23 protein-coding genes are annotated in these 24,620 nt (G+C 38.3%); 3 read left to right on the forward strand and 20 right to left on the reverse strand.

Features of this window, described 5'->3' with window-relative positions:
* Window positions 1-122: 122 nt before the first annotated feature.
* Both AC3ANV_RS17560 and AC3ANV_RS17565 read right to left on the reverse strand, forming a co-directional pair.
* Window positions 123-1,310: a serine hydrolase domain-containing protein gene (locus tag AC3ANV_RS17560; RefSeq protein ID WP_488309975.1), complete on the reverse strand. Its 1,188-nt coding sequence runs from the start codon at window positions 1,308-1,310 to the stop codon at window positions 123-125.
* 253 nt (window positions 1,311-1,563) lie between these two features.
* Window positions 1,564-2,178 (reverse strand): LysE family translocator, encoded by a 615-nt coding sequence (locus AC3ANV_RS17565; RefSeq protein WP_488309976.1) that lies wholly within the window; start codon window positions 2,176-2,178, stop codon window positions 1,564-1,566.
* A gap of 230 nt (window positions 2,179-2,408) precedes the next feature.
* On the opposite strand from AC3ANV_RS17565, the gene AC3ANV_RS17570 reads away from it, so the two are divergent.
* The gene (locus AC3ANV_RS17570) at window positions 2,409-3,146 is read left to right on the forward strand and encodes a metallophosphoesterase family protein (RefSeq protein WP_488309977.1); all 738 of its coding nucleotides are present in this window, start codon (window positions 2,409-2,411) and stop codon (window positions 3,144-3,146) included.
* Window positions 3,147-3,385: 239 nt separating this feature from the next.
* On the opposite strand, the gene AC3ANV_RS17575 is transcribed toward AC3ANV_RS17570, so the two are convergent.
* The 18 genes from AC3ANV_RS17575 to purK form a co-directional block, all read right to left on the reverse strand.
* Complete coding sequence (locus AC3ANV_RS17575; RefSeq protein WP_488309978.1) at window positions 3,386-3,928, reverse strand: 3D domain-containing protein; 543 nt, start codon at window positions 3,926-3,928, stop codon at window positions 3,386-3,388.
* A gap of 245 nt (window positions 3,929-4,173) precedes the next feature.
* Window positions 4,174-4,608, reverse strand: coding sequence for an SRPBCC family protein (locus AC3ANV_RS17580; RefSeq protein ID WP_488309979.1), 435 nt, complete (start codon window positions 4,606-4,608; stop codon window positions 4,174-4,176).
* Window positions 4,609-4,839: 231 nt separating this feature from the next.
* Window positions 4,840-5,040: a cold-shock protein gene (locus AC3ANV_RS17585; RefSeq protein ID WP_007083691.1), complete on the reverse strand. Its 201-nt coding sequence runs from the start codon at window positions 5,038-5,040 to the stop codon at window positions 4,840-4,842.
* A gap of 205 nt (window positions 5,041-5,245) precedes the next feature.
* On the reverse strand, window positions 5,246-5,491 hold the full coding sequence (locus tag AC3ANV_RS17590) for a glutaredoxin family protein (RefSeq protein WP_488309980.1): 246 nt from the start codon (window positions 5,489-5,491) through the stop codon (window positions 5,246-5,248).
* A gap of 231 nt (window positions 5,492-5,722) precedes the next feature.
* Window positions 5,723-7,213, reverse strand: a complete 1,491-nt coding sequence (gene argH, locus AC3ANV_RS17595; protein ID WP_488309981.1) for an argininosuccinate lyase — start codon at window positions 7,211-7,213, stop codon at window positions 5,723-5,725.
* 298 nt (window positions 7,214-7,511) lie between these two features.
* Complete coding sequence (locus AC3ANV_RS17600; RefSeq protein ID WP_488309982.1) at window positions 7,512-8,825, reverse strand: UDP-glucose dehydrogenase family protein; 1,314 nt, start codon at window positions 8,823-8,825, stop codon at window positions 7,512-7,514.
* Window position 8,826: 1 nt separating this feature from the next.
* Window positions 8,827-9,732 carry a UTP--glucose-1-phosphate uridylyltransferase GalU gene (gene galU / locus AC3ANV_RS17605; RefSeq protein ID WP_488309983.1) on the reverse strand — a complete coding sequence of 302 codons (906 nt, stop codon included), beginning with the start codon at window positions 9,730-9,732 and terminating at the stop codon, window positions 8,827-8,829.
* A gap of 261 nt (window positions 9,733-9,993) precedes the next feature.
* Window positions 9,994-10,770: a HipA family kinase gene (locus AC3ANV_RS17610; RefSeq protein WP_488309984.1), complete on the reverse strand. Its 777-nt coding sequence runs from the start codon at window positions 10,768-10,770 to the stop codon at window positions 9,994-9,996.
* Entirely contained in the window at window positions 10,767-11,882 is a 1,116-nt protein-coding gene (locus tag AC3ANV_RS17615) for a glycosyltransferase family 4 protein (RefSeq protein ID WP_488309985.1), read from the reverse strand. The genes AC3ANV_RS17610 and AC3ANV_RS17615 overlap by 4 nt, the downstream gene beginning before the upstream one ends.
* 104 nt (window positions 11,883-11,986) lie before the next feature.
* On the reverse strand, window positions 11,987-13,090 hold the full coding sequence (locus AC3ANV_RS17620; protein ID WP_488309986.1) for a hypothetical protein: 1,104 nt from the start codon (window positions 13,088-13,090) through the stop codon (window positions 11,987-11,989).
* A gap of 509 nt (window positions 13,091-13,599) precedes the next feature.
* Complete coding sequence (locus tag AC3ANV_RS17625) at window positions 13,600-15,159, reverse strand: flavin monoamine oxidase family protein (RefSeq protein WP_488309987.1); 1,560 nt, start codon at window positions 15,157-15,159, stop codon at window positions 13,600-13,602.
* Between the two features lie 531 nt (window positions 15,160-15,690).
* On the reverse strand, window positions 15,691-16,269 hold the full coding sequence (purN, locus tag AC3ANV_RS17630; RefSeq protein WP_488309988.1) for a phosphoribosylglycinamide formyltransferase: 579 nt from the start codon (window positions 16,267-16,269) through the stop codon (window positions 15,691-15,693).
* Window positions 16,270-16,271: 2 nt separating this feature from the next.
* Complete coding sequence (gene purM / locus AC3ANV_RS17635; RefSeq protein ID WP_488309989.1) at window positions 16,272-17,306, reverse strand: phosphoribosylformylglycinamidine cyclo-ligase; 1,035 nt, start codon at window positions 17,304-17,306, stop codon at window positions 16,272-16,274.
* A gap of 14 nt (window positions 17,307-17,320) precedes the next feature.
* Window positions 17,321-19,609 carry a phosphoribosylformylglycinamidine synthase subunit PurL gene (purL, locus tag AC3ANV_RS17640; RefSeq protein WP_488309990.1) on the reverse strand — a complete coding sequence of 763 codons (2,289 nt, stop codon included), beginning with the start codon at window positions 19,607-19,609 and terminating at the stop codon, window positions 17,321-17,323.
* Window positions 19,596-20,279 (reverse strand): phosphoribosylformylglycinamidine synthase subunit PurQ, encoded by a 684-nt coding sequence (purQ, locus tag AC3ANV_RS17645; protein ID WP_488309991.1) that lies wholly within the window; start codon window positions 20,277-20,279, stop codon window positions 19,596-19,598. The genes purL and purQ overlap by 14 nt, the downstream gene beginning before the upstream one ends.
* A 20-nt stretch (window positions 20,280-20,299) precedes the next feature.
* Window positions 20,300-20,548: a phosphoribosylformylglycinamidine synthase subunit PurS gene (gene purS, locus AC3ANV_RS17650; protein WP_488309992.1), complete on the reverse strand. Its 249-nt coding sequence runs from the start codon at window positions 20,546-20,548 to the stop codon at window positions 20,300-20,302.
* Window positions 20,541-21,260, reverse strand: a complete 720-nt coding sequence (gene purC / locus AC3ANV_RS17655) for a phosphoribosylaminoimidazolesuccinocarboxamide synthase (RefSeq protein ID WP_488309993.1) — start codon at window positions 21,258-21,260, stop codon at window positions 20,541-20,543. The genes purS and purC overlap by 8 nt, the downstream gene beginning before the upstream one ends.
* Before the next feature lie 84 nt (window positions 21,261-21,344).
* A complete protein-coding gene (gene purK, locus AC3ANV_RS17660; RefSeq protein ID WP_488314266.1) occupies window positions 21,345-22,412 on the reverse strand; it encodes a 5-(carboxyamino)imidazole ribonucleotide synthase in 1,068 nt (355 codons plus the stop codon).
* 258 nt (window positions 22,413-22,670) lie between these two features.
* On the opposite strand from purK, the gene purF reads away from it, so the two are divergent.
* Window positions 22,671-24,050, forward strand: coding sequence for an amidophosphoribosyltransferase (gene purF / locus AC3ANV_RS17665; RefSeq protein ID WP_488309994.1), 1,380 nt, complete (start codon window positions 22,671-22,673; stop codon window positions 24,048-24,050).
* 189 nt (window positions 24,051-24,239) lie between these two features.
* Window positions 24,240-24,614 (forward strand): nucleotide excision repair endonuclease, encoded by a 375-nt coding sequence (locus AC3ANV_RS17670; RefSeq protein WP_488309995.1) that lies wholly within the window; start codon window positions 24,240-24,242, stop codon window positions 24,612-24,614.
* Window positions 24,615-24,620: the final 6 nt, after the last annotated feature.

A 24,620-nucleotide genomic window follows, 5' to 3' on the forward strand; every position in this document is an offset into this window, starting at 1 on the left:
AGCCCACTTCCAAAAGGAAATGGGCTTCGTTGCCGAGATTATTTTTAAATTATTATATCATAGATGTTTCGAATTTACTCAATTTTTAAACTATATTTTATTAGATTTAGCTGAAAACATTATTAGTTTTTATTTCTTAACATGCCATAAATTTGATTATTCACTACCCCCAGTGATTTCACCCCGTTTTGGACATTGGAAAGCAACACGACGAATTCATTTCCATTTCTACTGAAGCTATTGAGCGTGTTCCAACCTGGAAGTACACCGTGATCAGAATAGCTCCCGGGATCCCGATATAAACCAAGGGCATAATTGTGTTTAAATGGCGTGAAAAACTGCTTTAAGCTTTCCTGAGTTAGGAATTTCCCTCCATATAAAGCTTTATCGAATAAATACATATCGTATGGAGTTGTATAGATATCACCGCAGCCAAATAGCTCAGACATATCGGGAAGTGCGGGTGAAATCATTTCATTTTCTTTTTGCTTGTATCCTTTTGAAGGAAACGTTTGGTTATAATATGCATCTCCGAACCCTGTATGTTTCATACCTGCTTTCGTAAAAATATGTCCCTTTACATAGCTTTCGAGGGGTTCCTTCGTTATTTTTTCAACGATATAAGCAAGGATGGAATAGTTAGAATCACTATAATACCAGTTTGTTCCAGGTTGAAATTTTAATTTCCCTTTTTCAATCTTCTTGATTAAATCGTCGTGGGAAATTTTCTCTATTGTCTCTGAATGTTCCGGTATACCCGAAGTGTGCGTTAATAAATGATAAAGCTTGATTTGCTTCCCATTTGGGAAATCAGGAATATATTGGGATAAAAAATCATTGATATTTAGCTTCCCTTGTTCTTGCAGCTGCATGATAGCAGTAGAAATAAATACTTTTGTAATCGATCCTATATAAAAGACTGTTTCCGAATTATTAGCAAGTTTATTTTCAAAGTCAGCATACCCGTATCCCTTATTAAGAACTACTTTATTATCCTTTACGACCAACGCGGTGCCATTAAAGTTTAAACCCTTTAAATATCTGTCAATTGCTGGGTCATTGTTCACATCTACCACCTTGGGGACCACACCCTTTTCCGGATATGGATCTTTTTTCAAAACACGATGAACAAAATTGTTGGTCTTAGCAGACTTAGGAGCCTGTAAAGAATGGTGGATAATATTCGAAATAAAAGTGATCGTTGCAGCGGAAATAAATAAAAGTAAAAATCGCTTTATAGAACGTTTTAACTTCCTTTTCGGCGACACTTTCGTTCGCGTATTCAATTCATCCGTTCGGAACTCCGCCATACTCATCACCTTTCCATCACATTCACATTATTCATACCAAAAACCATAATAACATCATTCGTGATGAAACGTAAAATTCCTGCATAAATTTGGTGCCAAACATCGTTAGTGGGCATTCTACAATTTTCTCCTTTCCAATTGGACACATTCTTAACAAATACAAAATAAAAAGAAATAAATTTCACCAAATAAAAGAACCCGCTCAGCTTCTAAAACAAGCTAAACGGGCTATCCTGTAAGCAATATATTGGATTTATTTTTGGCCTTGAAGAGCCAATTGGAGACCTAAGCCAATATAGATCGTCCCAACTACCTTTCCTTGCCAACGTGATAGTTGGCCGTTCTTTGGTTTGAATCGATTCCCTATTGAGCATACGATAACTGCCAGAAAGGTTGTGTATAAGATACTCATTAACACGAATGTCAGGCCAAGGGTCAGGAGCTGAAATACTACGGGAGTCCCGCCGTTGTGAACGAATTGCGGTAAAAATGCCAAGAAAAATAAAGCAGTTTTAGGATTGAGCAATTCAATTAATAACGCCTGGCGAAATGACACAACAGGTTTTGCATTTCTCTCAACAGGTTTTTCTTGTTTTTTAGATTTTTCAAGGAGGGATTTAATGCCTAAAAAAATTAGATAGGCTGCTCCTAAATATTTAACGATTTCAAAAGCAAGTGCTGATGTCATTAAAATAGCGGAAAGTCCCAGAACAGCTGCCACAGTATGAATTAAGTCACCTACAGCAATTCCTACACCTGTAATAATCCCGCCTTTCCTTCCGCCTTTTACAGTTTGAGATATTGTTAATAAAACAGCTGGTCCCGGAATCAGAAATAAAACCAATACCACTAATATAAATGCCACCATTCTCGTCGCTCCCATTTACTCAAATTATTGTAAATAAAATGATCCCTTCTCTTAATCATTTTATCATAATATTACAAATATTGCTTTAATTGGTGCCTGTCACCGTTCGTGGACAAATGCTTCTAAATGTCCTTTCTCTATGGACACTCAATCTAATTTCATCTTCTGTTATGTGAATTTATTTATATAGAAGTAGTTAAACTATATAAAAAAAACTGGAGCGTATGAGGATGGAGAAAAAAATAGCCATATTAACGGATATTCATGGGAATCATTCTGCATTAGAAGCGGTTTTGGAGCAGATTGATAACGTTAAGGAAATAGAACACATTTATTGTTTAGGTGATTTAATAGGAATTGGGTATGAATCAAATGCAGTTCTTGAGCTGCTATTTTCCCGTGACAATATTTCTTTTGTTATGGGGAACCACGATGAAGCAATCCTGGATATCACCGCGGGTCGGGAACCTTACAGCAAGGGGAAAGAAAGAGCACATCATGAGTGGATTGCATCACATTTAAACCCTAAATTTATCACTAAGCTAGCTGAAATTCCTACAACCTTGAATGCCAAATATAACGGAAAAGAATTGCATTTTACACACTATCATTTAAACGGACAAAATGAATTTATTGGATTAGATAAAGAACCAACAAACGTGAAACTTGATGAGTTTTATCAAACATCTACATCAGATATTGTTTGTTTTGGCCATCATCATGTCATTCATCACTTTAAAACAAAGGAACGGCTTTATCTAAATCCGGGCTCTTTAGGATGTAACCACAAGCCTCTTGCCCCGTTCGCGATTTTGACCATTGGTGAGTGTGGAGAAATAAATGTCACTTTCAAAGAAATACCGTATGATAATAAAGAGTTTTTATTAGGGTACAAAAAACTTAATGTACCTGATTCAGAATATATTTTGAAAATCTTTCATGGCAATCAGCATTTAAAGTATCAGTAAAAAGAACAAAAGGCGCAAGCGCCCGGTTAGCGCACGACAGGACTGGAGCGCTTCGACTGAGATAAAGGAAACACGGAGAACGTAAGCGATCCGATGTTGACTTATCGTAGGGGGAAGAGCGAAGTCCACTGGGCGCTGGAGCTGGATTCAGATAACTTTTTTAAGTTATCCACACCAAATTATTTTATAATTTCCTAAACAATAAGAAAAGCCCGTCTCGATTGAGGCGGGCCTTGATATTATTTAATGATTTGTATTTTAACTGTTTTTCTTCCCCAATTAATCGCTTGCTTTTGTGTAGGGAAAAATACATCAATTTTATTTCCTTTCATTGCGCCGCCAGTATCGGCTGCAATCGCATAACCATAGCCCTCTACATAAACCTTTGTACCTAACGGGATTACTTTCGGATCAACTGAGATTACTTTTTGATTCGGGTTTTTCTTTAGGTTAATACCTGTTGCTGTTATGCCGGAACATTTTGTGCAATTCATGGTATAGGCAGAAGCACTTACCGTGAATTCCTTTACGACAGTAGAATTTTTTGCTACTGCAGCAACTGCCGGTTTTGAAATAGTTAAAGCTTGGTTCGGATGAATGATATCAGATTTAAGATTATTCCATTGTTTTAAGTCATTTACTGTAATATGGTATGTTTTCGCGATACGAGACAGTGAATCGCCACTTTTAACCGTATATGTATTGGATGCTGCAAACACTCCACTGGAACTACCAAATAGCAAGGCAGCGGCTGTACTAAAAGTTATCAATAATTTCTTCAAAATACAAAACTCCCCTCTATCGATATATTTAAAATATCATAGAAATATTACAGGAGTATTTCAGAAGATTGCAAGTTTCGTTACAAATTGTCGGATAATTGTTTTTGTTAGATTAATTTGGGTGAATTCGCAAATATTATTACATTCTTCGACTTAATCATAACCAAAATATCCTTTAGAAAATAAAAAAGCCGGTCCGTTGTCGATCGAACCAACCTTGGTATTGATATGTATTATGAAGGAATCTATTTTTCAAGTATGTCCTTTATTTTCTTAAGGTCTTTATAGTTTGCTTTTTTCATCATAGTTGAAATAAACGGAGTAAATAGCTTTGAAAAACCTGTCGGGTTACCCTTATTACGTAACGTCATTTTCGTATTATATTCGTTAATGGCTTTCCAGGTGTAGGTTGTCTCCATTGGAAATGGCCCATCAGCAGTTCTCATTACCATTTTTTGACCCGGAATAAATTCTACAATTTCGTATACATACGCAAATTCTCTTCCCAGAAATTTTGCTTTAAAGGCGATTTGCGAACCAATGGTCAACGGTTTATCCGTTTTCCAATCTGCTGAACTAATATTTACATACCATTTAGGAGCATTGTCAGGGTTTGCTGCATAAGTAGAAACCTTGTCAATCGGACACTTAATTTTTATTTCTGTAAAAACATCAACCATAACATTCCTCCGAATTTTACAGCAGATTTCAGCTAAAAGGATTTTCCCGTATATAAATTATTAGGTGTATACCATAAATTATTACCATTCAGGCTTTTTTTATGATAATAAAGAATTTATCTGTTGTAAACAATATGGGGCTGACTCCCGATGCGTTAATGGAAGTCAGCCCCTTTTTTTCAATAAAAAAAGACTCTTCGAGAGAGTCTTTTGATTAACGTAGGTTTATAATTAAGCTTTACGAACGTTAGTAGCTTGTGGTCCGCGTTGACCTTGTTCTACTTCAAAAGTAACTGCTTGACCTTCGTCTAAAGATTTGAAGCCTTCGCTTTGGATAGCTGAGAAATGTACGAATACGTCGTCTCCAGCTTCGCGCTCGATGAATCCAAAACCTTTTTCTGCATTAAACCATTTTACTTTACCTTGTTCCATTTGTGTTTCCTCCTGTTGTGTGCTGTGCACACATTGTGTTACTATCCTTGCTCAAATCTTCAAGACAAAAAGCAGATTCACTTTTAACATCCTTACCGAACAAACAAAAATAATTCTTCTTAACTATAACAGAAAGATTTTGGAAAAGCAAGCAACCGAAAAAAATCTAATTTTAATGTTGCTTTAATAAAGGGGAAAAATTAGCTTACTTTTTATTTCTGGCCATTTCCATTAGCTCTTTCAATTCATTTGTAAATCCCTTTACCGCATAATTTTCTACAACAGTTACCGGGAGGCCCAAAAAGCCAAACTTCTCCAGTTCCTTTAGATAATCCAGGTTTGTTGACACATCTCTGACTTCAAATGAAATTCCCTCCTCAGTTAATACTTTTTTGACTAGCGTGCATTCTATGCAATCATTTGTGGTATAGACAATAACTTGTTTAGACATTCACGATTTCTCCTCATAAAAATTTTTACCGACAAAATGAAAGACCGTGACATCCTTCGTTTTAAAAAATCTAAAGTAGATATCCACCTTCCGACATAGCCGCGGGAAATGACTGATTTTGCGCTTTCCCAAGAAATTTTTATGTAGTGCCCACTACGGTGACAGGCACCATTCGTGGGCAAAACGATCAAATTGCCTTTACCAGGCGGACAGCATTCTTTAATTTTACCTTTAAAATGAATATTCTACTAGTTGTTTCCTTGTTATTGTTAGTTTTTCGATAATTTGCTCGTAATTTTGTTTGTTTGATTCAAGATTTTGTTTTCTTTCCTTGATCATTCTCATAACTTCTTTCGGATTGGGTCCTCCTTGGAGACTCCTGATTTCGACAAAGTACTCGGGGGAAATAATTTTTCTCCACTCTTCTTCTGACAGTGACTCGTTGACGAATTCATGAATCATGCTGTTAATTTCAGCTATTTCCCAATCATATAATTCTTTTTCCGCTTTTATTGTTGCCTTTGAAATATAACTTGCAATGGTATGAGCTTTACGAAAGGAAATGTTATAATTCCTGGTTAAGGTGTCTGCCAGTTCGGTTATTGTAATGCTCGATTTTTTCGCCATTTCTTTCGTATGCTCCTTATTTACTTTTAAAGTGACGATTACTGCATTCATTAGTTTCATTACGCGGTTTGCCTTCGTAAAGGCGCGATATAAATGTGGCTGCAGATCATCCTCAGTATCCACGATATCGCCGAATGGAGTATTATGGATCATATTTACCGCTGCTAATGCATCTCCATAGGCACTGCTTGCAATCGATCGTGAATGTTCAATCGAGACCGGATTTCTCTTTTGAGGCATAATGCTGCTTACTTGAACATATGGGTCAGCAACATAAAAAGAGCCGAATTCTCTTGTCACATGCAAGAGAAAATCCTGAATCCATCTACCTGTATTCACCATACAGGTCATCAGAGCTGTGGAAGTTTCCAGTATATAATCGGCTCCCCCAATAGAATCATAGGAGTTTTCAATTACTTTATCAAAACCTAAAAGCTCGCAGGTACGATTTCTGTTAATTGGAAACCCCGTTGTTGTCAACGCTGCTGCCCCAAGTGGCGATTGGTTGACTGTTTCATAGGCTGACCATAACCTATTAATGTCCCTTTGCAGGACATCGTAGATTGCCAGAAAATAATGACCTAACGTTGTTGGTTGCGCCGGTTGGGTATGGGTATAGCCAGTAATATAGGTTTTCGTATGTTTTTCAGCCTGATCTAATAATGCTTCACTTAATTGATAAGTACTTTTGAGAAGATCTAATAGATGTTGCCTCAGGACCAGACGATACATGGCCACCCCTATGTCATTTCGGCTCCGGCCAATATGGATTTTCCCGGCGAGATCATCACCTATTTCCTCTCCAATTTTCGCCTCCAGCATGAAGAATAGATCTTCGAATAACGGGTCGTAGGAAATAGTGGAAATATCTGTTTTCGCCACTTTATTAATACCCTCCAGCATCACTTTCGCTTCATCAAGGATGATAATTTGCTGTTCTTCGAGCATTATGACATGGGCACGATGTATATCAAACATAACAGCAAATAAGTAATCCCTTTGATCATTAAAAACAGGCTTCAACAGCTCTTCCACATAGGTTTTTCCTGGAAAAGCCGTACCTTCCTCTTTTATAAATTCCTCACGTTTGCTCATATTTTCAACTCCGATTTGTTGACCATATCCATTGAATTAATGATCCCGAAACCGATTCTTAAGTGACTGATCTTCACTTAGATAAAAATTCTTGAAGTGTGATATTTTTATTCAAAATAGGGTTAATTATTCCCTGTCTTTCATTGAAAATCTTAAACCATTTAGGTGACAGGTACCGTTCGTGGACATTAGTACCATTTTGTCTTTTTCCAGTGGACACCACAATTAAAGAGTGAAGGACGCTTCCTTCACTCTTACCTTTGTACCTGCTGCTTTTACTACAATTAGATTGTTAAGCCTATTTAATAATAATTGCCGGTCTTCCAACTGGATAATATTCTACTGTTCCGCACTCTCTAATCCTAGCTTCTTCAATACAATTTCTACCGTCAAAAATGATCGGATGTTTCATTGTTTTGATTAATTTTGCAAGGTCCAGCTGTTTAAACTCATTCCATTCTGTGACAAAAAACACTGCGTCAGCATCCATAACAGCTTCATCGACTGAGCTGGCATACATGATTGTATCCCCGATTACCTTTCGTGCATTATCGATTGCAACGGGATCATAAGCTACCACTTCTGCTCCCAGATTGGTTAATGAACGTGCAATTTTTATTGAAGGTGCTTCCCTTATATCATCGGTCTCAGGCTTAAAAGCAAGGCCAAGCATCGCAATTTTCTTTCCGATAAATTCCCCAAAACGGTTTAACGCTTTTGTTACCAATAGTTCTTGCTGATAATTATTAATAGCGATAGTTGCATTTAACATGGAGAAATTTATCCCATTTAATTTAGCAGTATGAAGCAATGCTTTAACATCTTTAGGAAAGCATGATCCGCCATAGCCAATTCCTGAATTAAGAAAAGATTCCCCAATTCTTTTATCTTTCCCCATACCTCTTGCTACATCTTCTACATCTGCTCCTAAAGCTTCACATAGATTGGCAATTTCATTGATAAAACTTATTTTAGTCGCCAAAAAAGCGTTGGATGCATACTTAATCATTTCCGCACTTCGAATGCTTGTTAAAATAATCGGTACATCTAACGGACTATACATTTCTTGAATTTTACCAGCCGCCTCTTTATTTTCAGAACCGATAATGATTCTTTCAGCTTGTATAGTATCCTTAATTGCCGAACCCTGTCTTAGAAATTCAGGGTTTGAAACGACTTCAAATCTAACCCCTTTGCTAGTTTCATTTTCTATTAAATTCTTAATATATTCATTCGTACCAATAGGCACTGTACTCTTTATAACCACTATTGTGTTTTGTTCTATGTGGGCAGAAATATCCTTAGCTGCTTGCTCAAGATACGATAAATCCGCTCCTCCATCAACCCTTTCCGGTGTTCCTACAGCAATAATGATAATTTTGGTACCATCTAATCCTTCTTTATGGGAGGTTGTAAATAGAAGTCTTCCAGCTGCAATATTTTTAATAAGAAGATTTTCTAAACCGGGTTCATAGATAGGAGAAATTCCTTGACGAAGAAGATTAATCTTCTGTTCATTAATATCAATACAAGTGACTTGATGCCCTATTTCTGATAAGCAAACACCAGTAGATAGCCCGACATAGCCGGTTCCTATAACAGCTATTCTCATTTCATCCTGGCTCCCTCTTAATAATCTTTTTGCTTCCTTTCTTATTTAAATCCTGTAAATAAGAAAGGACCTCTTCTCTTATATCTTCCCTTTTCAGGGCAAAATCAATTGTTGCTTTTATAAAGCCAATTTTATCGCCTATGTCATATCGGCTTCCCTCAAAATTATAGGCTAAAATGGACTGTTGTTTATTTAGCTCATTGATGGCATCGGTAAGCTGTAATTCATTACCATGTCCAAATGGAAGCCTTTCCAGAATATCAAATACCTCAGGGTTTAAAACATAACGACCCATGATAGCATAGTTAGAGGGAGCCTCTTCTTTTTTCGGCTTTTCTACCAAAGAATCGATTTGGACAAGGTTTGGTTCGATCACCATCCCTTTGGGCTTAATAATTCCATATTTACTTACTTCATTTTCTGAAACGCTTTGAACGGCGATAACCGGGCTGTTGTATTTCTCGAAAACATTGATTATTTGCTTCAAACAAGGCGTTTCAGACAAAACAATATCATCTCCTAACAAAACAGCAAATGGTTCATTTCCAATAAAGCTTTTAGCACAAAGAATAGCATGTCCTAACCCTTTCGGTTCCTTTTGGCGGACATAAAAGATATTTACCAAATTGGATATTTTTTGAACTTCCTTTAAAACGGATAGCTGATTTTTTCTTAATAGTGAATCTTCCAACTCATAGGATTTATCAAAGTGATCCTCTATTGACTTTTTTCCTCTGCCGCTTATGATGATAATTTCCTCAATTCCTGAAGCTACTGCTTCTTCCACAATATATTGGATCGTTGGTTTATCAACAATAGGCAGCATTTCCTTTGGCTGAGCTTTTGTTGCCGGCAAAAAACGAGTCCCGAGGCCGCCTGCGGGAATAATAGCCTTTCGGATTTTCATCTAAACTGCCCTCCTAATTTCATTCCTTAATCTTTTATATGCAAAGGTACAACTTCTTGTCACGATAGAAACCCATTAATATGTAAATGAAGTTCCATTCTTCGTGAACCTAACGGTCAATTGTACTAGTTCTTAGTCAGCAGCCTAGCATTCACAAATTTCTCTTTCGTTTAAGCGATTTCGCTGTCTGTTTCGACCAACATCCTATTAATAAACACATATTTTCATATAAAAAAACTCCATACTCAATTGAGCAAGGAGTTATGCCTGATTCTGGTGTAATGGCCGATAAACATTTTTGACAAATTTTCGTATTAGTTCTGAAAGAATCTTCTTCCTGCGTTTTACCAGTGCGCTAACGATTGCCTTTTTTTCGTCCTTTGAAACGCTCCATTCCTCAGGGATTAATTCAACAATTTCTTCTAATAAAAAGGTAGGTATTGTCTGAATGAGTTCCAGTTGCTCAACGAAATTTTCCTCGTCTTCGATAAAGGCCGCCAATAATTCATGTGTTCCACTTTTCATGATTTCGACTGGAAGCATTTCTAAATCCAAAAGCTCCCAACAGTAAGATCCAAAAACTTCTGCATGGTCAATGATCCACAAATGGAATGAATTTGGGGTTTCCTCACGAAAGAGAACATTCTTTCGGGTTCGATCTTTATTATATAGCCAGTAATCAAATAAAATGATACCGGCTAGAGAGTGATGATTAATGATTTGGGGAACAACAGAAACTTGATGACCATCGAAACAATCATTCACATACAGCGATGCAAACTGATATTTGATATTGCTCATATGTGCAAGTTCGGGCACTTGGGAAGAAAATTCTTTTGGTATGTCCACAATTCGACTAAAAGGAATAGGAAGTCCGAGGTAACGGGCCAAACAATAGGCGACCCATTCATTAGGTAAGGTTTTTTCAAATCCAGGTTGGAAATATTTCACAACATAGTCTCTGCCATCATTAAAAGTAATTAAGTGAGAATTCGATTTCCCTTCCAGCTTCTTACGATAAGAGACGGGTTCGATCATGGAAAATTCACCTCCCCAAATCCACCTTTCGCATGTTCGACAATTGTTTTCAATAAGTCAATATAATGATTGGCCACCTCATGGATTGCAAATTTATGTTGTACATGATCAATGGCTGCTTCCGACATGTGAGAATGGAGATCCGGATTATCTAAGATTCCGTACAATTGCTTGACTGCATCTTGGACATTATGTCCGTTAAAGAGCAATCCCGTCTCTCCTTGAACAACCAATTCAGAGATTGGCATAATATTAGAAGCTACAACAGGTACACCGCAAGCCATGGATTCAATAAAAGTGTTGCCAAACGATTCTGATTTGGTGGTAGCGAGGGTGCAGCCGCCTGATTGACGAATTTTCGCATAGGTTTGTGGCATCTGTTGATAGGGAATGACAGGAAACCATTTGATAATATCAGTAAGCTGTTCCTCTTCCCATTTGGCAGCGAATTCTTCACGTTGCACACTTTGCGCGCCCCCAATAAGCCAAATTTCAATATCATCACGCTCACTTTTAATTAATTTGGCTACCTCTATCAACATCGGCCAGTTTTTACGTTTGTCCACACGGCCTATCCAACCGATAATCTTTTTATCAGTTGGCAGTGTGGGAATAGTGTTAAAATCAATTTCCTCACTCGTTAGAGGGCGAAAGAATGATGTATCCACCCCGTTGTAAATCACATTGATAGGGATGTCATTAGTCAATATTGAAACCAACCGTTTTTGAAATTGTGAAGGAACAATTATTGATTCTGGCCGGATTCCTTTGATTTTTAGTAAGTGGGGTTTGAGCTTAATGAGCTCAGGTGTCCGGGCTTCTACAATTACTGGACCTTTATATTTTGCTTTTCGTATCCATTTAAAGGCAGCTCCTGTGTCCACAACAATGATGGCATCATAGGCATTTTTTTTAATTAATTTAATTATTTTTTTTTCGTCTTTCGTTAAATAAACGGGAGCTACATCCTGCATAATGTGCAGCCCTCCGTGGTCAGTCGTATACAGAAATTCTGTCTGAATTCCATATTTTTTAAAATAAATCGCGCGATTCCGCCAACCGGCATTTACACCGCCAACTGTGAGCAGGCGCCAGATTACAAGTACTTTCATTTTGGTACCTCCATGCTTGCATTTTGGCTCCCCCTCGTTTAGCTTGGGATTTAAGAATAGGGTTTTTTCTTATTTAACGCTCAGCATAATCAAATTTGTCACAGTTATCTATTATGACGGTGTCTATCCCATTCACGGTGTCTATCCCGATCATCGGATTTATTCTTTTCACGGTGTCTATCCCGATCATCGGATTTATTCTTTTCACGGTGTCTATCCCGATCATGCTCATGGGATTTATTCTTTTCACGGTATTTATCCCGATCATCGGATTTATTCTTTTCACGGTGTCTATCCCGATTATGCTCATGGGATTTATTCTTTTCACGGTATTTATCCCGATCATTGTGTCTTTCATGATAACTTTGTCTACCTTGTTCACGGGTTTCCCAATACTTATCGATTTTATCCATTACTTTTTCGGGGTCTTTTCCCTGTGCGAGCATCGTTTTGATCCATTCTTCTTTAAATACTTTGTGTACTAACCCTTCGAGCTGAACAACATAGTTTTTCTCATCGTTTGTTGTTAACAACTTTTTGCTTAGCACTTTCACCGTATCAATTTTAGGGGAATTTGTAATTAGCACTTGGTAAATTTGCCGAGAAATCTCTTCCATACGAATATAGTGCTTCCATTCCAAATACAACTCCGGAGCCATTGCTTGTACATGAGATAAAAATAACGCCTTATTTTCTTCACCTAAGGAAGTCAATAATTTACGCGGATAGGGATAGACACGGTCACGCCAAACTGTCCTTGCCACATCGATTACTTTCAAATTCCCATCCGGTTGCAGAAATATTTGCCTTTTATGATGGTCAATCCGTTCAAAGCCGATTTGTTTAAACGTGATTAACATCTCAATCAATTTTGAGGATAGTACAGGGGTAAGAGGTTGTGATTGCAGGTATTCCCGTAAATCTACTCCTTTAACGATTTCCATCGCTATATAGAGCGGTCCCTTACCATAGACTCGAGGAAATAGATTAGTTTGTTGTCCAAGAGATAAAGCATAGTATTCTCGTTCGCAATCCTCCGAATTGCCAAACACTTTCACACAAACGTCTTCCGAAAGTTGAAATACCGCACCTTGACGCCCTTTCCCCAGCATTTCCAACGGTGTATTATTGACCACTTCAACGTCAGCATTGACCAAGTTTCGAACTTTGATGTCTTTTATCATTTTATCCAGAAATTTAGTATCCATATATTCCCTCCTTTTTTACATATAGTATAGGAAAAGCTATATTAGTCTACTATTTTTCCTATATCGGTACTGTAAGACAATAAAACCACGGATCATGCTTCCTGATTTTTTATAAGTGCTTGTCTTACTTAATCTTCTTTTAACAACCATCCTCAATAGACTCTTAAGAATTTCCTAATGTATTTAATTCCAACATGCAATAAAATGTAAAGGCAAGCGTCTACTAATAAAAAAAAATGTATATTCTATCATTCCACCTGCAAGCGAACCAATATCTGAATTACTTAAACGATGGACAAAGACCTAAAAAGTAGTCCAACTGCCCGCTCGCTTCAAAAACTCCTTTGAAAGTGTTCTTTAGTAAAATAAATGCCCCTATAAAATATTCGGTATTTGTGACAAGGTTCTATGTTTTAAATCTAAATGCAGTTATTTTTACCTCATCAACCTAACCGGGCTTATCAAAATAAAAAAATAACCCCAATGCGGGTTACCTTAAAGTATTTCTATTAATTTAAATCATTGATTATCTCTTGTGCAGCCCTTTCTCCGGTTTCAACAGCTCCATTTAAATAACCTTTATAATCAATCGATGTGTGCTCACCCGCAAAGAAGGTGTTGCCTTCCCGTTCTCCTTCAATACCGGCAAATTTCGTATATTGACCAATTTTAAAATACGAATATGCTCCTTGCGTCCATTTATTACTAGGCCAATGGTCAACCTTGGATAAACCATTCCAGTTACGTTTACTTCCCGGCAATACAGGTTCCAGCTTGTCCAAGAAATCTTTTGTGATTTCTTTAACTTGCTCATCTGCTAAGGCAAACTGTTTGGCAGCTGTTTCTCCACCCGAATAGCCTACAAGAATTCCTGAATGACCTTGTTGAGCACGTGATGCCTCAAACGTCTGCTGATAGCCTGTATCCGCAAATGTTTCACCGTTATTTCCAAGCTTACGCCAGAACCGATTCAAAAATTGTGCATGAAGCTTTGTGTTCATTCCCATTCCCAGCTCTTCAATAGCCATTTTTTTTAATGGACGAAATCCGGCACTCTCATAGCCTATTGTTTTTAAAATCTTAAATGGAAGGGTAAGAACAACTTTATCCGCCCAAACCTCCCATTCTTTTTCTTCCTTTCGAAAGACAAGCCTTATTTCATTTTGGTCCTTTTGTTCAATCTTAATCAGCTCATAATTAAAGTTAATTTGTCCATTTAATTTCTCTGCTAATAACGCAGGAAGCTGATCGTTACCTCCTTTTATATGGTACCTCTCATCCGAATCTCCATAAATTTGAAACAAATCTTTTTGAACGGATCCTAACATATAGAGTAGATTTAATGAACTCTGCTGATGTGCCTCTGCTCCGTTTTCAACTGTATATGCCACTGCTAATAATTGACCAAATTTTGAATTAATGCCTCCTGGCACTGTTTCATTAATATAATCGATAATGGACATATGATCGAGTTCAAAGCCGCGTTCTGTAAAGCGATTATAAAGTGTAGTTTCTCCTGCTTCTATTAAATCACTCTGCAGTTTAGGATAGATTTCTAAGAAATCCTTTGTCGCGTCCTTAAAGGTATAAGGGCATCCATCAAAAAAGTATACTGGTTCTGTACCTATGGATTCTTCCTTAATCAAATTATCCAGAACTAAACCAAGCTCTTTTGCCAGCCCCTGAATCTCCCCATGACCAGTATCTATTAATTCTCCGCCACGCTCGGCAATTTGAGCTTCTTTGAAATCACCTCTCCTTGTCCAGCAACGTCCCCCAACCCGATCCGTCGCCTCATAAATAGTAGCTGATATCCCCGCTTGCTTAAGGCGATAGGCACAAGTGAGACCCGCCAAACCAGCTCCCACGATAACAATCCTTGGAGCATTTTTCCTTTCCCGTTTAATCATAAAAAAATCTTTATATTCGCTTTTTGGAGGGATAGAAGTTTTTTTCGTAAAATTATTTTCCGGCATCATAGCATGTCCATTACTTATTCGATTCTCCATATCCGCATGTACCACTGCATAGGCTTTTTGCAGTATTCTTGCTAATGGTGTATGTGCCAATGAATAGCCATCCCCTTTATTCATTCTAATTTTGCTGGATATTTTCTATTAACTATCCTTCGAAACTAATTAAATCTATTAATAAAATATGTAAGACTACTTTATTTGCTATAGGCATGAAGCTGATTAATAGATTTATATTTTTATACTTAAAGAAAACGGTGTGCGCCCTCCTAGGAACCGATTAGCTAGAACAAGATGATATTATTGAAAGCTGGACATCACACAAACTTTAAGTGTATAAATTCTGATACGATAAAAATAAAAGGCTCTGTTAAACTTGCCTGTTGATTTCCGCTCCAATCAACATAATGAGATACATCAACTATGAGCTTTAACATAGCCAAATAAAAAAGAGCAAGAATCAGTTGATTCTCGCTCTTCTACTTGTGATTAATTTGTTTACTAATTAAATGATATAAGTATCTTCTTGTTTCGTCGTTTTAGGTTATAGCCGGATATACTACTGGACTTTGAACCACTTTCCAAACAATGGAATGCTCTCGGTCCCTCCTCCTATGACTAGCACCTTCATTTTGCTTCCTCCTTATTCGCAAGACTTTGTATCACTTCCGGCAATAATCTGTGTTCCTGTTCTTGAATCTTTTTTATTAATGTTTTTCTCGTCTCATTCGAATCAATTTTAACGGTATGCTGGGCGATGATTGGACCCGTATCCATTCCTTCATCAACATAATGTACCGTGACACCGGTCACCTTTACCCCATAATCAAGCGCTTGACCAATCGCATCTTTTCCTTTAAAAGCCGGTAACAAAGATGGATGAACATTAATGATTTTTCCATCATATGCCTTCAGTAACACGTGACCCAGCAGTCTCATATATCCGGCTAATACAATTAAATCTACATGCCCTTGGGTTAATTTTTCAAGAATCTCTTCCTCGTAGGCTTGTTTGTGGGGATACTCCTTTGCCTTAAAAGTAAATACCGGGATTGATTCATCCTTTGCTTTGCTGACTGCAAGGGCTTCAGGGTTGTCACTAACTAATAAAACCACTTCCACGTTTGTGATTTGTTTTGATTTGATGGATTCCAGAATTGCTGAAAAATTAGTACCGGTTCCCGAAGCAAAAACGGCAATTTTCATGTTTACTCCTTCTTAAACACGACGTCATCGGTACCTTTTTGCACCGTTCCAATCACGTACGCCTTTTCACCCAACACTTGAAGATGCTCTAAAATGTCCCTGGAATCCTTTGTTTCGACGACTAAAATCATACCGATTCCCATATTAAATGTACGGAACATATCATAATCTGAGATCTTACCTACTTTTTGGATAAACGAAAAAATCTTTGGTACTTCCCAAGATCCATCCTTTATTTCAGCTTGTAAATCTTCAGGGAGAATCCGTGGAATGTTATCATAGAAACCTCCGCCTGTCACATGTACAAGCCCATAGACCGCAAATTTCTTTAAAACAGAAAGGACGGATTTAACATAAATTTTTGTTGGTTCTAGTAACACAGCCCCGAGTTCCAATCCCAATTCAGCGACATAGTCCTCTAAGGAGAGTCCGGCATCCTCCAATAGAACTTTTCTGACTAGAGAAAACCCGTTGCTATGTACACCACTTGAAGCTAAACCAATTAGTGTATGACCTTCTTTTACTTTCGTTCCATCAATAAGGTGTTTCTGATCTACAATGCCTACCGTAAATCCTGCAATATCATATTCACCTTCTTGGTACATCCCCGGCATCTCAGCAGTTTCGCCGCCAATTAGCGCACATCCTGCCTGAATACAGCCATCTGAAATCCCTTTCACAATGGCTTCAATTTTCTCAGGAATGATCCTGCCGCAGGCAAGATAGTCTAGAAAAAAAAGAGGCTCTGCACCTTGAACGATTACATCATTCACACACATGGCAACTGCATCGATTCCAATAGTATCATGCTTATTCATGGCAAAAGCAATTTTTAATTTGGTGCCAACGCCATCTGTACCCGAAACAAAAACCGGTTCTTCCATTTCCGTTAAATTTGGTTTAAAAAGTGCTCCAAATCCCCCTAACCCTGTTAAAACCTCAGGACGGAAGGTTTTTGTCACATGTTTTTTCATTCGTTCAACAGCTTCATTTCCCGCATCAATATCGACCCCGGCTTGGCGGTATGCATCGCTCATTCGTTTTCACTCCTTTACGGTAAACTTGAAGATATTTCTTGAGTGTTGATCTTTTTTAATAGCTCGGAACTCATAATTTCAGGAATGGCATTTCGCCAGACTTCTTCGAGTGTTGAAACTGATTGAGAGATGACAGTCAATCCATTATGTTCAATTTGCATTTCATTTCCTTTCACGATGCCAATCTCTTTTATTGGCACCTGCAGCCGGTTCGCGATTTCCTTTACATTCTTAGCGTGTTCCGAGGAAACAGAAAGAATAATTCTTGATTGAGATTCACTAAACAGGCTAAAGTCTGCACGAAGTTCATCTGTTAATACTATGTCCGCTCCCACATTCCCTCCAATGCAGCTTTCTGCTAAGGCAACTGCTAAACCGCCTTCCGCAGTATCATGGGCTGACTGCACAAATCCTTTTTGAATCACCTCGAGTGTAAAATCCTGGATTTTCTTTTCTAAATCAAGATGTAACTGAGGGGGGCGTCCTTCCACTCGGCCCGTCATTAATTTTTGGTACTCAGAACCGCCAATTTCAGCTTTTGTTTCCCCTATTAAAAAGATTAAATCTCCCTCTTTTTTAAATTCTTGAGTAGTGATGTGATCAATATCTTTAATTAAACCAACCATCCCGATTGTTGGAGTTGGAAAAATGGCTTCCCCTTTTGTCTCGTTATAAAGACTGACGTTTCCGCCAATGACCGGAGTGTTCAGCTGAAGGCAAGCTTCACTTATGCCATCTGCAGCCTTTTCAAACTGCCAGAAGATTTCCGGTTTTTCAGGACTTCCAAAATTTAAATTATCCGTAATGGCCAGCGGCTCGGCTCCTGAACAAATAACGTTACGGGCTGCTTCTGCTACAGCAATGGCTCCTCCTGTGAACGGATCAAGATAAACATATCTTCCATTACAATCCGTAGTCATCGCCAATGCTTTCCTTGTTCCGCGGATGGCAATCACAGCGGCATCCGATCCCGGTATGACAGCGGTATTTGTTCTAACCATATAGTCATATTGCTGATAAACCCATTCTTTGCTTGCTACAGTTGGCGATGCTAACAATCTCTTCAAAACAGAATTAAAGTCTATTGGTTCTTCAATTGTTGCATTCGTATCGAGTAATGAATATTGCTCATAATAAGGAGCCACTTTAGATGGCTTACAATAAACTGGCGCATCATCTGCCAGCTTGTCTGCAGGAATTTCAGCAACTACTTCGCCTTCATGGAGCAAGCGGAGTTGATTATCATTTGTAACCCGTCCAATTACAGCAGAATGGAGGCCCCATTTGTCAAAAATCTTTTTTACTTCCTCTTCTTTACCTTTTTTTGCTACCACCAGCATTCGCTCTTGGGATTCTGAGAGCATCATCTCGTAAGCATTCATACCTTTTTCACGTTGTGGAACGAGGTCAAGATTCAATTCAATACCATTTCCTGCTTTACTTGCCATTTCAGAGCTGGAGCTGGTTAATCCTGCTGCTCCCATATCTTGAATTCCTACAACATGACCGGATGCAATCAATTCAAGAGTTGCTTCCAGTAACAATTTTTCCATAAACGGATCCCCAACTTGAACAGCCGGACGTTTAGTTTCCGAGTTTTCACTCAACTCTTCTGATGCGAACGTCGCACCATGAATACCGTCTCTTCCAGTCGCTGCACCGACATAGATAACTGGATTATCAATCCCTTTTGCTAAGCCTTTTTGAATTTCATCATGATTAATTAGTCCGACACACATGGCATTTACCAAGGGATTCCCTTCATAGGATGAATCAAAATAGATTTCCCCGCCAACAGTAGGAATTCCCATACAATTCCCATAACCTGCTATACCTGCCACGACATTTTCAAATATGTATTTGGTTTTAGGGTTATTTAATTCTCCAAAACGCAATGAATTCATTAAAGCAATCGGCCTGGCACCCATCGAGAAGACATCACGGATGATTCCGCCTACACCGGTAGCCGCTCCTTGGTAGGGTTCAATGGCTGATGGATGATTATGACTTTCAATTTTAAAAACAACCGCTTGATTATCCCCGATATCTACAATACCTGCCCCCTCTCCGGGGCCTTGAAGAACGCGGGGACCTGAAGTAGGAAAACGCTTAAGAACTACCTTCGAATTTTTATAGCTGCAATGTTCGGACCACATCACACTAAAAATTCCCGTTTCCGTATAATTAGGTTTTCGCCCAAGGATTTCGATTACTTTATTAAACTCTTCGTCGGTTAAACCCATTTCCCGATAGATCTTTTGATCATAAATTTGCTCAGGGCTTGGTTGGTTATGCTGTGCCATGTTGTTTCCTCCAGTAGCTTAAAATAGATGAAAACATCCGTTTACCGTCATCTGATCCAAGCCATTTGTGAACCGCACGTTCCGGATGGGGCATTAACCCTAAAACATTTCCTCTCTCATTGATCACCCCTGCAATTTCAGAAATTGAACCATTTGGATTTGTTCCTTTATACCTGAAAATAATCCGGTTGTCCTTTTCTAAGCGATTCAATGTTTCTTGATCACAATAATAGTTTCCGTCTCCATGGGCGATAGGAATACGAATCGTCTCGCCCTCCCTGTATTCTGAAGTGAATGGTGTTTGGTTGTTTTCTACCTTTAAACTGATCATTTCACAATGGAATTTTAAACGTTGATTTCTTCGTAAAGCACCCGGCAAAAGGCCTGTTTCTGTCAGTATTTGAAATCCATTGCAGACACCAAGAATCAATTTCCCTGCTTCTGCCGCTATTTTCACTTGCTCCATGACAGGGGATAAACCCGCAACCGCACCCGGCCGTAAATAATCGCCATAGGAAAAGCCTCCCGGGACCAGAATTGCATCATATTTTGTGAGGTCAGATTCTAAATGCCATACATAATCGACAGGCTGTTCAATTGTATCTAAAACAGCTTTATACATATCTACATCACAGTTTGAGCCTGGAAAAACAAGGACAGCAAAATTCATCTTATTCCCCTCCTATCCTTCTAACATATATTAAGATCAAACCTAAAGTCTTCAATTACTGTGTTGGCCAGCAGTTTCACACACATATCCTTTACCTGTTCCTCTGCCTTCTTTTGATCATCACCATTGATTGCAAGCTCCATGTATTTGCCGATTCGTACTTCTCCAACCTCGTCGTATCCCAGTGAATGAAGCGACTCTTGAACAGCATTCCCTTGTGGGTCTAAAACACTCTCTTTTAATGTTACATATACGGTTGCTTTAAACATCGACTCTGCCTCCAATTCTCTGCAAAATTTCTTGATAGGCTTGTTCCACGTTTCCTAAATCGCGTCTGAACCGATCTTTATCTAACTTTTCTTTTGTATTTACATCCCAGAACCGACAAGTATCGGGTGAAATCTCATCCGCTAGAATTATTTTGCCATCTGACGTTTTACCAAATTCCAATTTAAAATCAACTAATATAATATCTTTGCTAAAAAGAAATTCCTTTAGGATCTCATTAGTTTTCAGGCCTTGTTTCCGAATGTTGACTAATTCGGATTCTGCCGCGAGCCCAAGTAGGGCAATATGATCATTGTTAATAAAAGGGTCACCTAGCTCATCATTTTTGTAATAGAATTCCACTACCGAGTGCGATAGCTCCTTCCCTTCCCCCCATCCTAACCTTTTAGCTAGTGAACCTGCTGTAATATTACGAACAACCACCTCAATGGGGATTATTTCCACTTTTTGTACAATTTGTTCAGTTGAGGAAATTTTTTTAATAAAATGGTTGTCCACCCCTTTTTCCTTCAACATTCTAAGGAAAATGGCACTAATCTCATTATTTAAAGTTCCTTTTCCAGTAATTTGTCCTTTCTTCTCTCCATTGAATGCAGTGGCATCATCCTTATACTCAATCCAATATTTTTCAGGATCGGATGTTCTGAAAACCTTTTTAGCCTTACCTTCATATAGTTGATCTAATTTCTCCATATTTTTTCTCCTTCACAACATTTTATCCTGAACATGGAATCTTCAAGTTGAGGGTATTTCATATTTATCAGCAATAACTTCTTCTTATTTCCATATTTGAAGATTATTAATTTGTTGGATTATCTGCTCAGGAGTAGTACCCAAAAAATTAATATGACCCATTTTCCTATTTTCTATACTTTCTTTTTTTCCGTATAAATGAAGCTTAGCTGTTGAAGGAAGTTGCACCATTTTATCTAACACTATGCTCAAATGTTGACCTAAAATATTTACCATTATAACCGGGCTTAAAAGGGTTGTATCTCCTAATGGCAAGCCGCATATGGCCCGAATATGTTGTTCAAATTGGGATGTAATACATGCATCCATGGAATAATGACCGGAATTATGAGGTCTAGGTGCTAACTCGTTCACCAAAATTCCGCCATCATTCGTAAGGAACATTTCTATTGCGATTAATCCAACTGCTTGTAATGAATCTGCAATCTTCAATGCAACGATTTCTGCTTGTTTGGATTGTTCAGCGGTGATGTTTGCAGGGACGATGGACTGATGAAGGATATTATTGACGTGTATATTTTCAGCAATTGGGAAAGTCTTTGTTTGCCCTAGTATATTCCGTGCAACAATGACGGATAATTCTTTGCTGAAGGATATAAATTGTTCGATAATCATTTCCACACCTGAATTCTCCAAAGCTTCAATAACAGTTGGTAATTGATCCATACTCCGTATTACCCACTGACCTTTTCCATCGTACCCCCCTGTCGCTGTTTTCATTACACACGGCAAACCAAAACGTTCAATAGCCGTATGAATATCATTAAGAGTTTGAATGACCGTGAAGGGAGCAACAGGGACATTAGAAGACTGTAACGTGGTCTTTTCAAGAATTCGATTTTGTGTGATTTTAAGGAGTTTGCTTCCTTGGGGTACGAAGGATGTTGATTCCAAGATGGACGCTACATTGGAATCAACATTTTCAAATTCATACGTAATGACGTCTGAGGATTCTGCTAATTCCTTAGCAGCATTAAGCTCGGAAAAGGGAGCCATAATTTGACAATCCGCTACTTGTCCGCATGGAGAGTCGGGTGTCGGATCCAAAGTAATAAAACGGTATCCCATATTTCTCCCGGCAATTGAAATCATTCTTCCCAGCTGCCCTCCTCCCAAAATACCAATTGTTGATCCAGGTTTAATTACTTTCACTTTGTTTTCCTCCTTCAAACTGACAAAAAGATTTCAAACGATTATAGGTTAACCCTTATTCTATTCTTTTACTTAAAGAAACTGATAATCTTTTGTCGAATACACACCTACGAAATAATTGATGACTCCATTTAAAAAGGATAGAAATTTTTCTTTCGCCAAAAATAATAAAATGAAATTTACGGGAGGCAGACAAAGATGGATTCAGAGATGCAGGAAAAATGCGGAGTATTTGGAGTCTTTAATCACACAAAAGCAGCTGATTTAACTTATTACGGACTTCATGCGCTTCAGCATCGCGGTCAGGAAAGTGCAGGAATCGTTGCAAGTGATGGGAAATCATTCAGACATCATAGGGGAATGGGTCTAGTTACTCAGGTATTTTCACGTAAAATCCTAGATGGACTAAACGGAAATATGGCCATTGGTCATGTCCGATATTCTACGTCCGGTGCAAGTTTATTGCAAAACGCACAGCCTCTTGTTTTTAAATACAGCGAGGGTGACCTGGCCGTAGCTCATAATGGCAACCTCGTAAATGCAAGGATCGAACGGGATGTCCTGCAGCAGCAAGGAAGCATATTTCAAACAACGACCGATACGGAAATTATTGCCCACCTAATAGCTCGGTCAAGTAAAAAGCATTTTGCTGAAGCAGCACCTGATGTTCTTACGCGTATTGACGGTTCATTTGCCTTACTCATTATGACGGAAAAACAAATGCTAATCGCCCTGGATCGTCATGGGTTACGTCCGCTTAGTCTCGGGAAAATAGGTGAATCCGTTATCGCCGCTTCGGAAACTTGTGCTTTAAATGCAGTTGATGCAAAGTTCTGGCGAGACGTTGAACCGGGTGAATGGCTTCTTGTTGATGAGAAGGGAATTCAGACTGGAAGATTTGCAGCAAAAGGAGAAAGTTCTCTTTGCTCCTTTGAATTTGTTTACTTTGCACGTCCTGATAGTGTTATTCAAGGAAGAAGTGTACTCGCGATCCGGAAAGAGCTTGGCCAAATTCTTGCGAGGGAGCATCCAACACATGCAGATGTTGTCGTTGCCGTTCCGGAATCGAGCGTCCCTGCTGCTATTGGTTTTTCCAATGAATCAGGAATTCCGTATGAAATGGGGATCATCAAAAACCCATATGCCGGTCGTTCATTTATCGAGCCTACTCAGGAATTACGCGACTTAGCCGTTCGTTTAAAATTGAGCGCCGTTCAAGAAATTTTGGAAGGAAAAAGAGTAGTATTAGTGGATGACTCGATTGTCCGGGGAACAACAAGCAAACGTATTGTCCAATTAATCCGACAAGCAGGTGCTAAGGAAGTTCACGTAAGAATTAGCTCACCAATGGTAAGAAATCCATGTTTTTATGGTGTCGATATGCCAACAAAAGAAGAACTATTTGCCAACAAACACGAACATGAACGAGCAATGGGGCAGGTCATCGGTGCAGATTCATTAGCCTTTTTAAGTACTGATGGGTTATTGGAGGCAGTAGATGTAGACCTTGCAGAAACCAGCAGTCGCTGTATAGCTTGTTTTAGCGGAGCTTATCCGACAAAATTGTATTTGAAATAATATGGCTGTATTATTTCAAAGATATTCAATACAGGTAAAACACTTGTCAAATGTGAAGTCTATAAATTTTTTGAAAAATTTAAAATATAACACTATTGATAGAAACAAACTTATTTATAAACATTGTGTTATAATGGAACATTAGTATAAGACCGGTAACAAGTTACTGAGATCAAGGAGCGATTCGTAGTGATTAATATTGAAATACCTTCACCAGATATTGTTATTACCAAGCAGAAGAAATTAGGAGAGCCTGTTGAATCAGAATTAAGCAGTGTTTATGGATTTACTGATTACCACCGAATTCCAAGAGATAAGGGCGGTCTGATCCTTTTTTTTGATGCTAATGATGAACTTTTATACGTTGGCAAAGCAAGAAAATTAAGACCGAGAATCAAAAAGCATTTTGAAGACAACGTATCACCAATCAAAATGCATCGTAACGAAGTATATAAAATCGCTGTTTGCGTTGTTGAAGATCCAATGGAAAGAGAAATTTATGAAACATTTATTGTTAATAAACTTCAGGCAAAATATAATATTGACAAAGTTTTCTATAAATAAAAAAGA

This window comes from Neobacillus sp. DFD-2R (assembly GCF_057747865.1).

Bases quoted from the DNA above. Each gene is read 5' to 3' on its own strand.
- purL (WP_488309990.1), bottom strand. From the start codon at position 19,609: ATGGCACAGCATAACCAACCAAGCCCTGAGCAAATTTATGATCAAAAG.
- purF (WP_488309994.1), top strand. From the start codon at position 22,671: ATGGATTCAGAGATGCAGGAAAAATGCGGAGTATTTGGAGTCTTTAAT.
- AC3ANV_RS17620 (WP_488309986.1), bottom strand. From the start codon at position 13,090: ATGGATACTAAATTTCTGGATAAAATGATAAAAGACATCAAAGTTCGA.
- purM (WP_488309989.1), bottom strand. From the start codon at position 17,306: ATGAGCGATGCATACCGCCAAGCCGGGGTCGATATTGATGCGGGAAAT.
- AC3ANV_RS17600 (WP_488309982.1), bottom strand. From the start codon at position 8,825: ATGAGAATAGCTGTTATAGGAACCGGCTATGTCGGGCTATCTACTGGT.
- purS (WP_488309992.1), bottom strand. From the start codon at position 20,548: ATGTTTAAAGCAACCGTATATGTAACATTAAAAGAGAGTGTTTTAGAC.
- galU (WP_488309983.1), bottom strand. From the start codon at position 9,732: ATGAAAATCCGAAAGGCTATTATTCCCGCAGGCGGCCTCGGGACTCGT.
- purQ (WP_488309991.1), bottom strand. From the start codon at position 20,279: ATGAATTTTGCTGTCCTTGTTTTTCCAGGCTCAAACTGTGATGTAGAT.
- argH (WP_488309981.1), bottom strand. From the start codon at position 7,213: ATGAGCAAACGTGAGGAATTTATAAAAGAGGAAGGTACGGCTTTTCCA.
- AC3ANV_RS17565 (WP_488309976.1), bottom strand. From the start codon at position 2,178: ATGGTGGCATTTATATTAGTGGTATTGGTTTTATTTCTGATTCCGGGA.
- AC3ANV_RS17615 (WP_488309985.1), bottom strand. From the start codon at position 11,882: ATGAAAGTACTTGTAATCTGGCGCCTGCTCACAGTTGGCGGTGTAAAT.
- purK (WP_488314266.1), bottom strand. From the start codon at position 22,412: ATGATTTCAATTGCCGGGAGAAATATGGGATACCGTTTTATTACTTTG.
- purC (WP_488309993.1), bottom strand. From the start codon at position 21,260: ATGGAGAAATTAGATCAACTATATGAAGGTAAGGCTAAAAAGGTTTTC.
- AC3ANV_RS17590 (WP_488309980.1), bottom strand. From the start codon at position 5,491: ATGTCTAAACAAGTTATTGTCTATACCACAAATGATTGCATAGAATGC.
- AC3ANV_RS17560 (WP_488309975.1), bottom strand. From the start codon at position 1,310: ATGGCGGAGTTCCGAACGGATGAATTGAATACGCGAACGAAAGTGTCG.
- purN (WP_488309988.1), bottom strand. From the start codon at position 16,269: ATGAAAATTGCCGTTTTTGCTTCGGGAACCGGTACTAATTTTTCAGCA.
- AC3ANV_RS17580 (WP_488309979.1), bottom strand. From the start codon at position 4,608: ATGGTTGATGTTTTTACAGAAATAAAAATTAAGTGTCCGATTGACAAG.
- AC3ANV_RS17570 (WP_488309977.1), top strand. From the start codon at position 2,409: ATGGAGAAAAAAATAGCCATATTAACGGATATTCATGGGAATCATTCT.
- AC3ANV_RS17585 (WP_007083691.1), bottom strand. From the start codon at position 5,040: ATGGAACAAGGTAAAGTAAAATGGTTTAATGCAGAAAAAGGTTTTGGA.
- AC3ANV_RS17610 (WP_488309984.1), bottom strand. From the start codon at position 10,770: ATGATCGAACCCGTCTCTTATCGTAAGAAGCTGGAAGGGAAATCGAAT.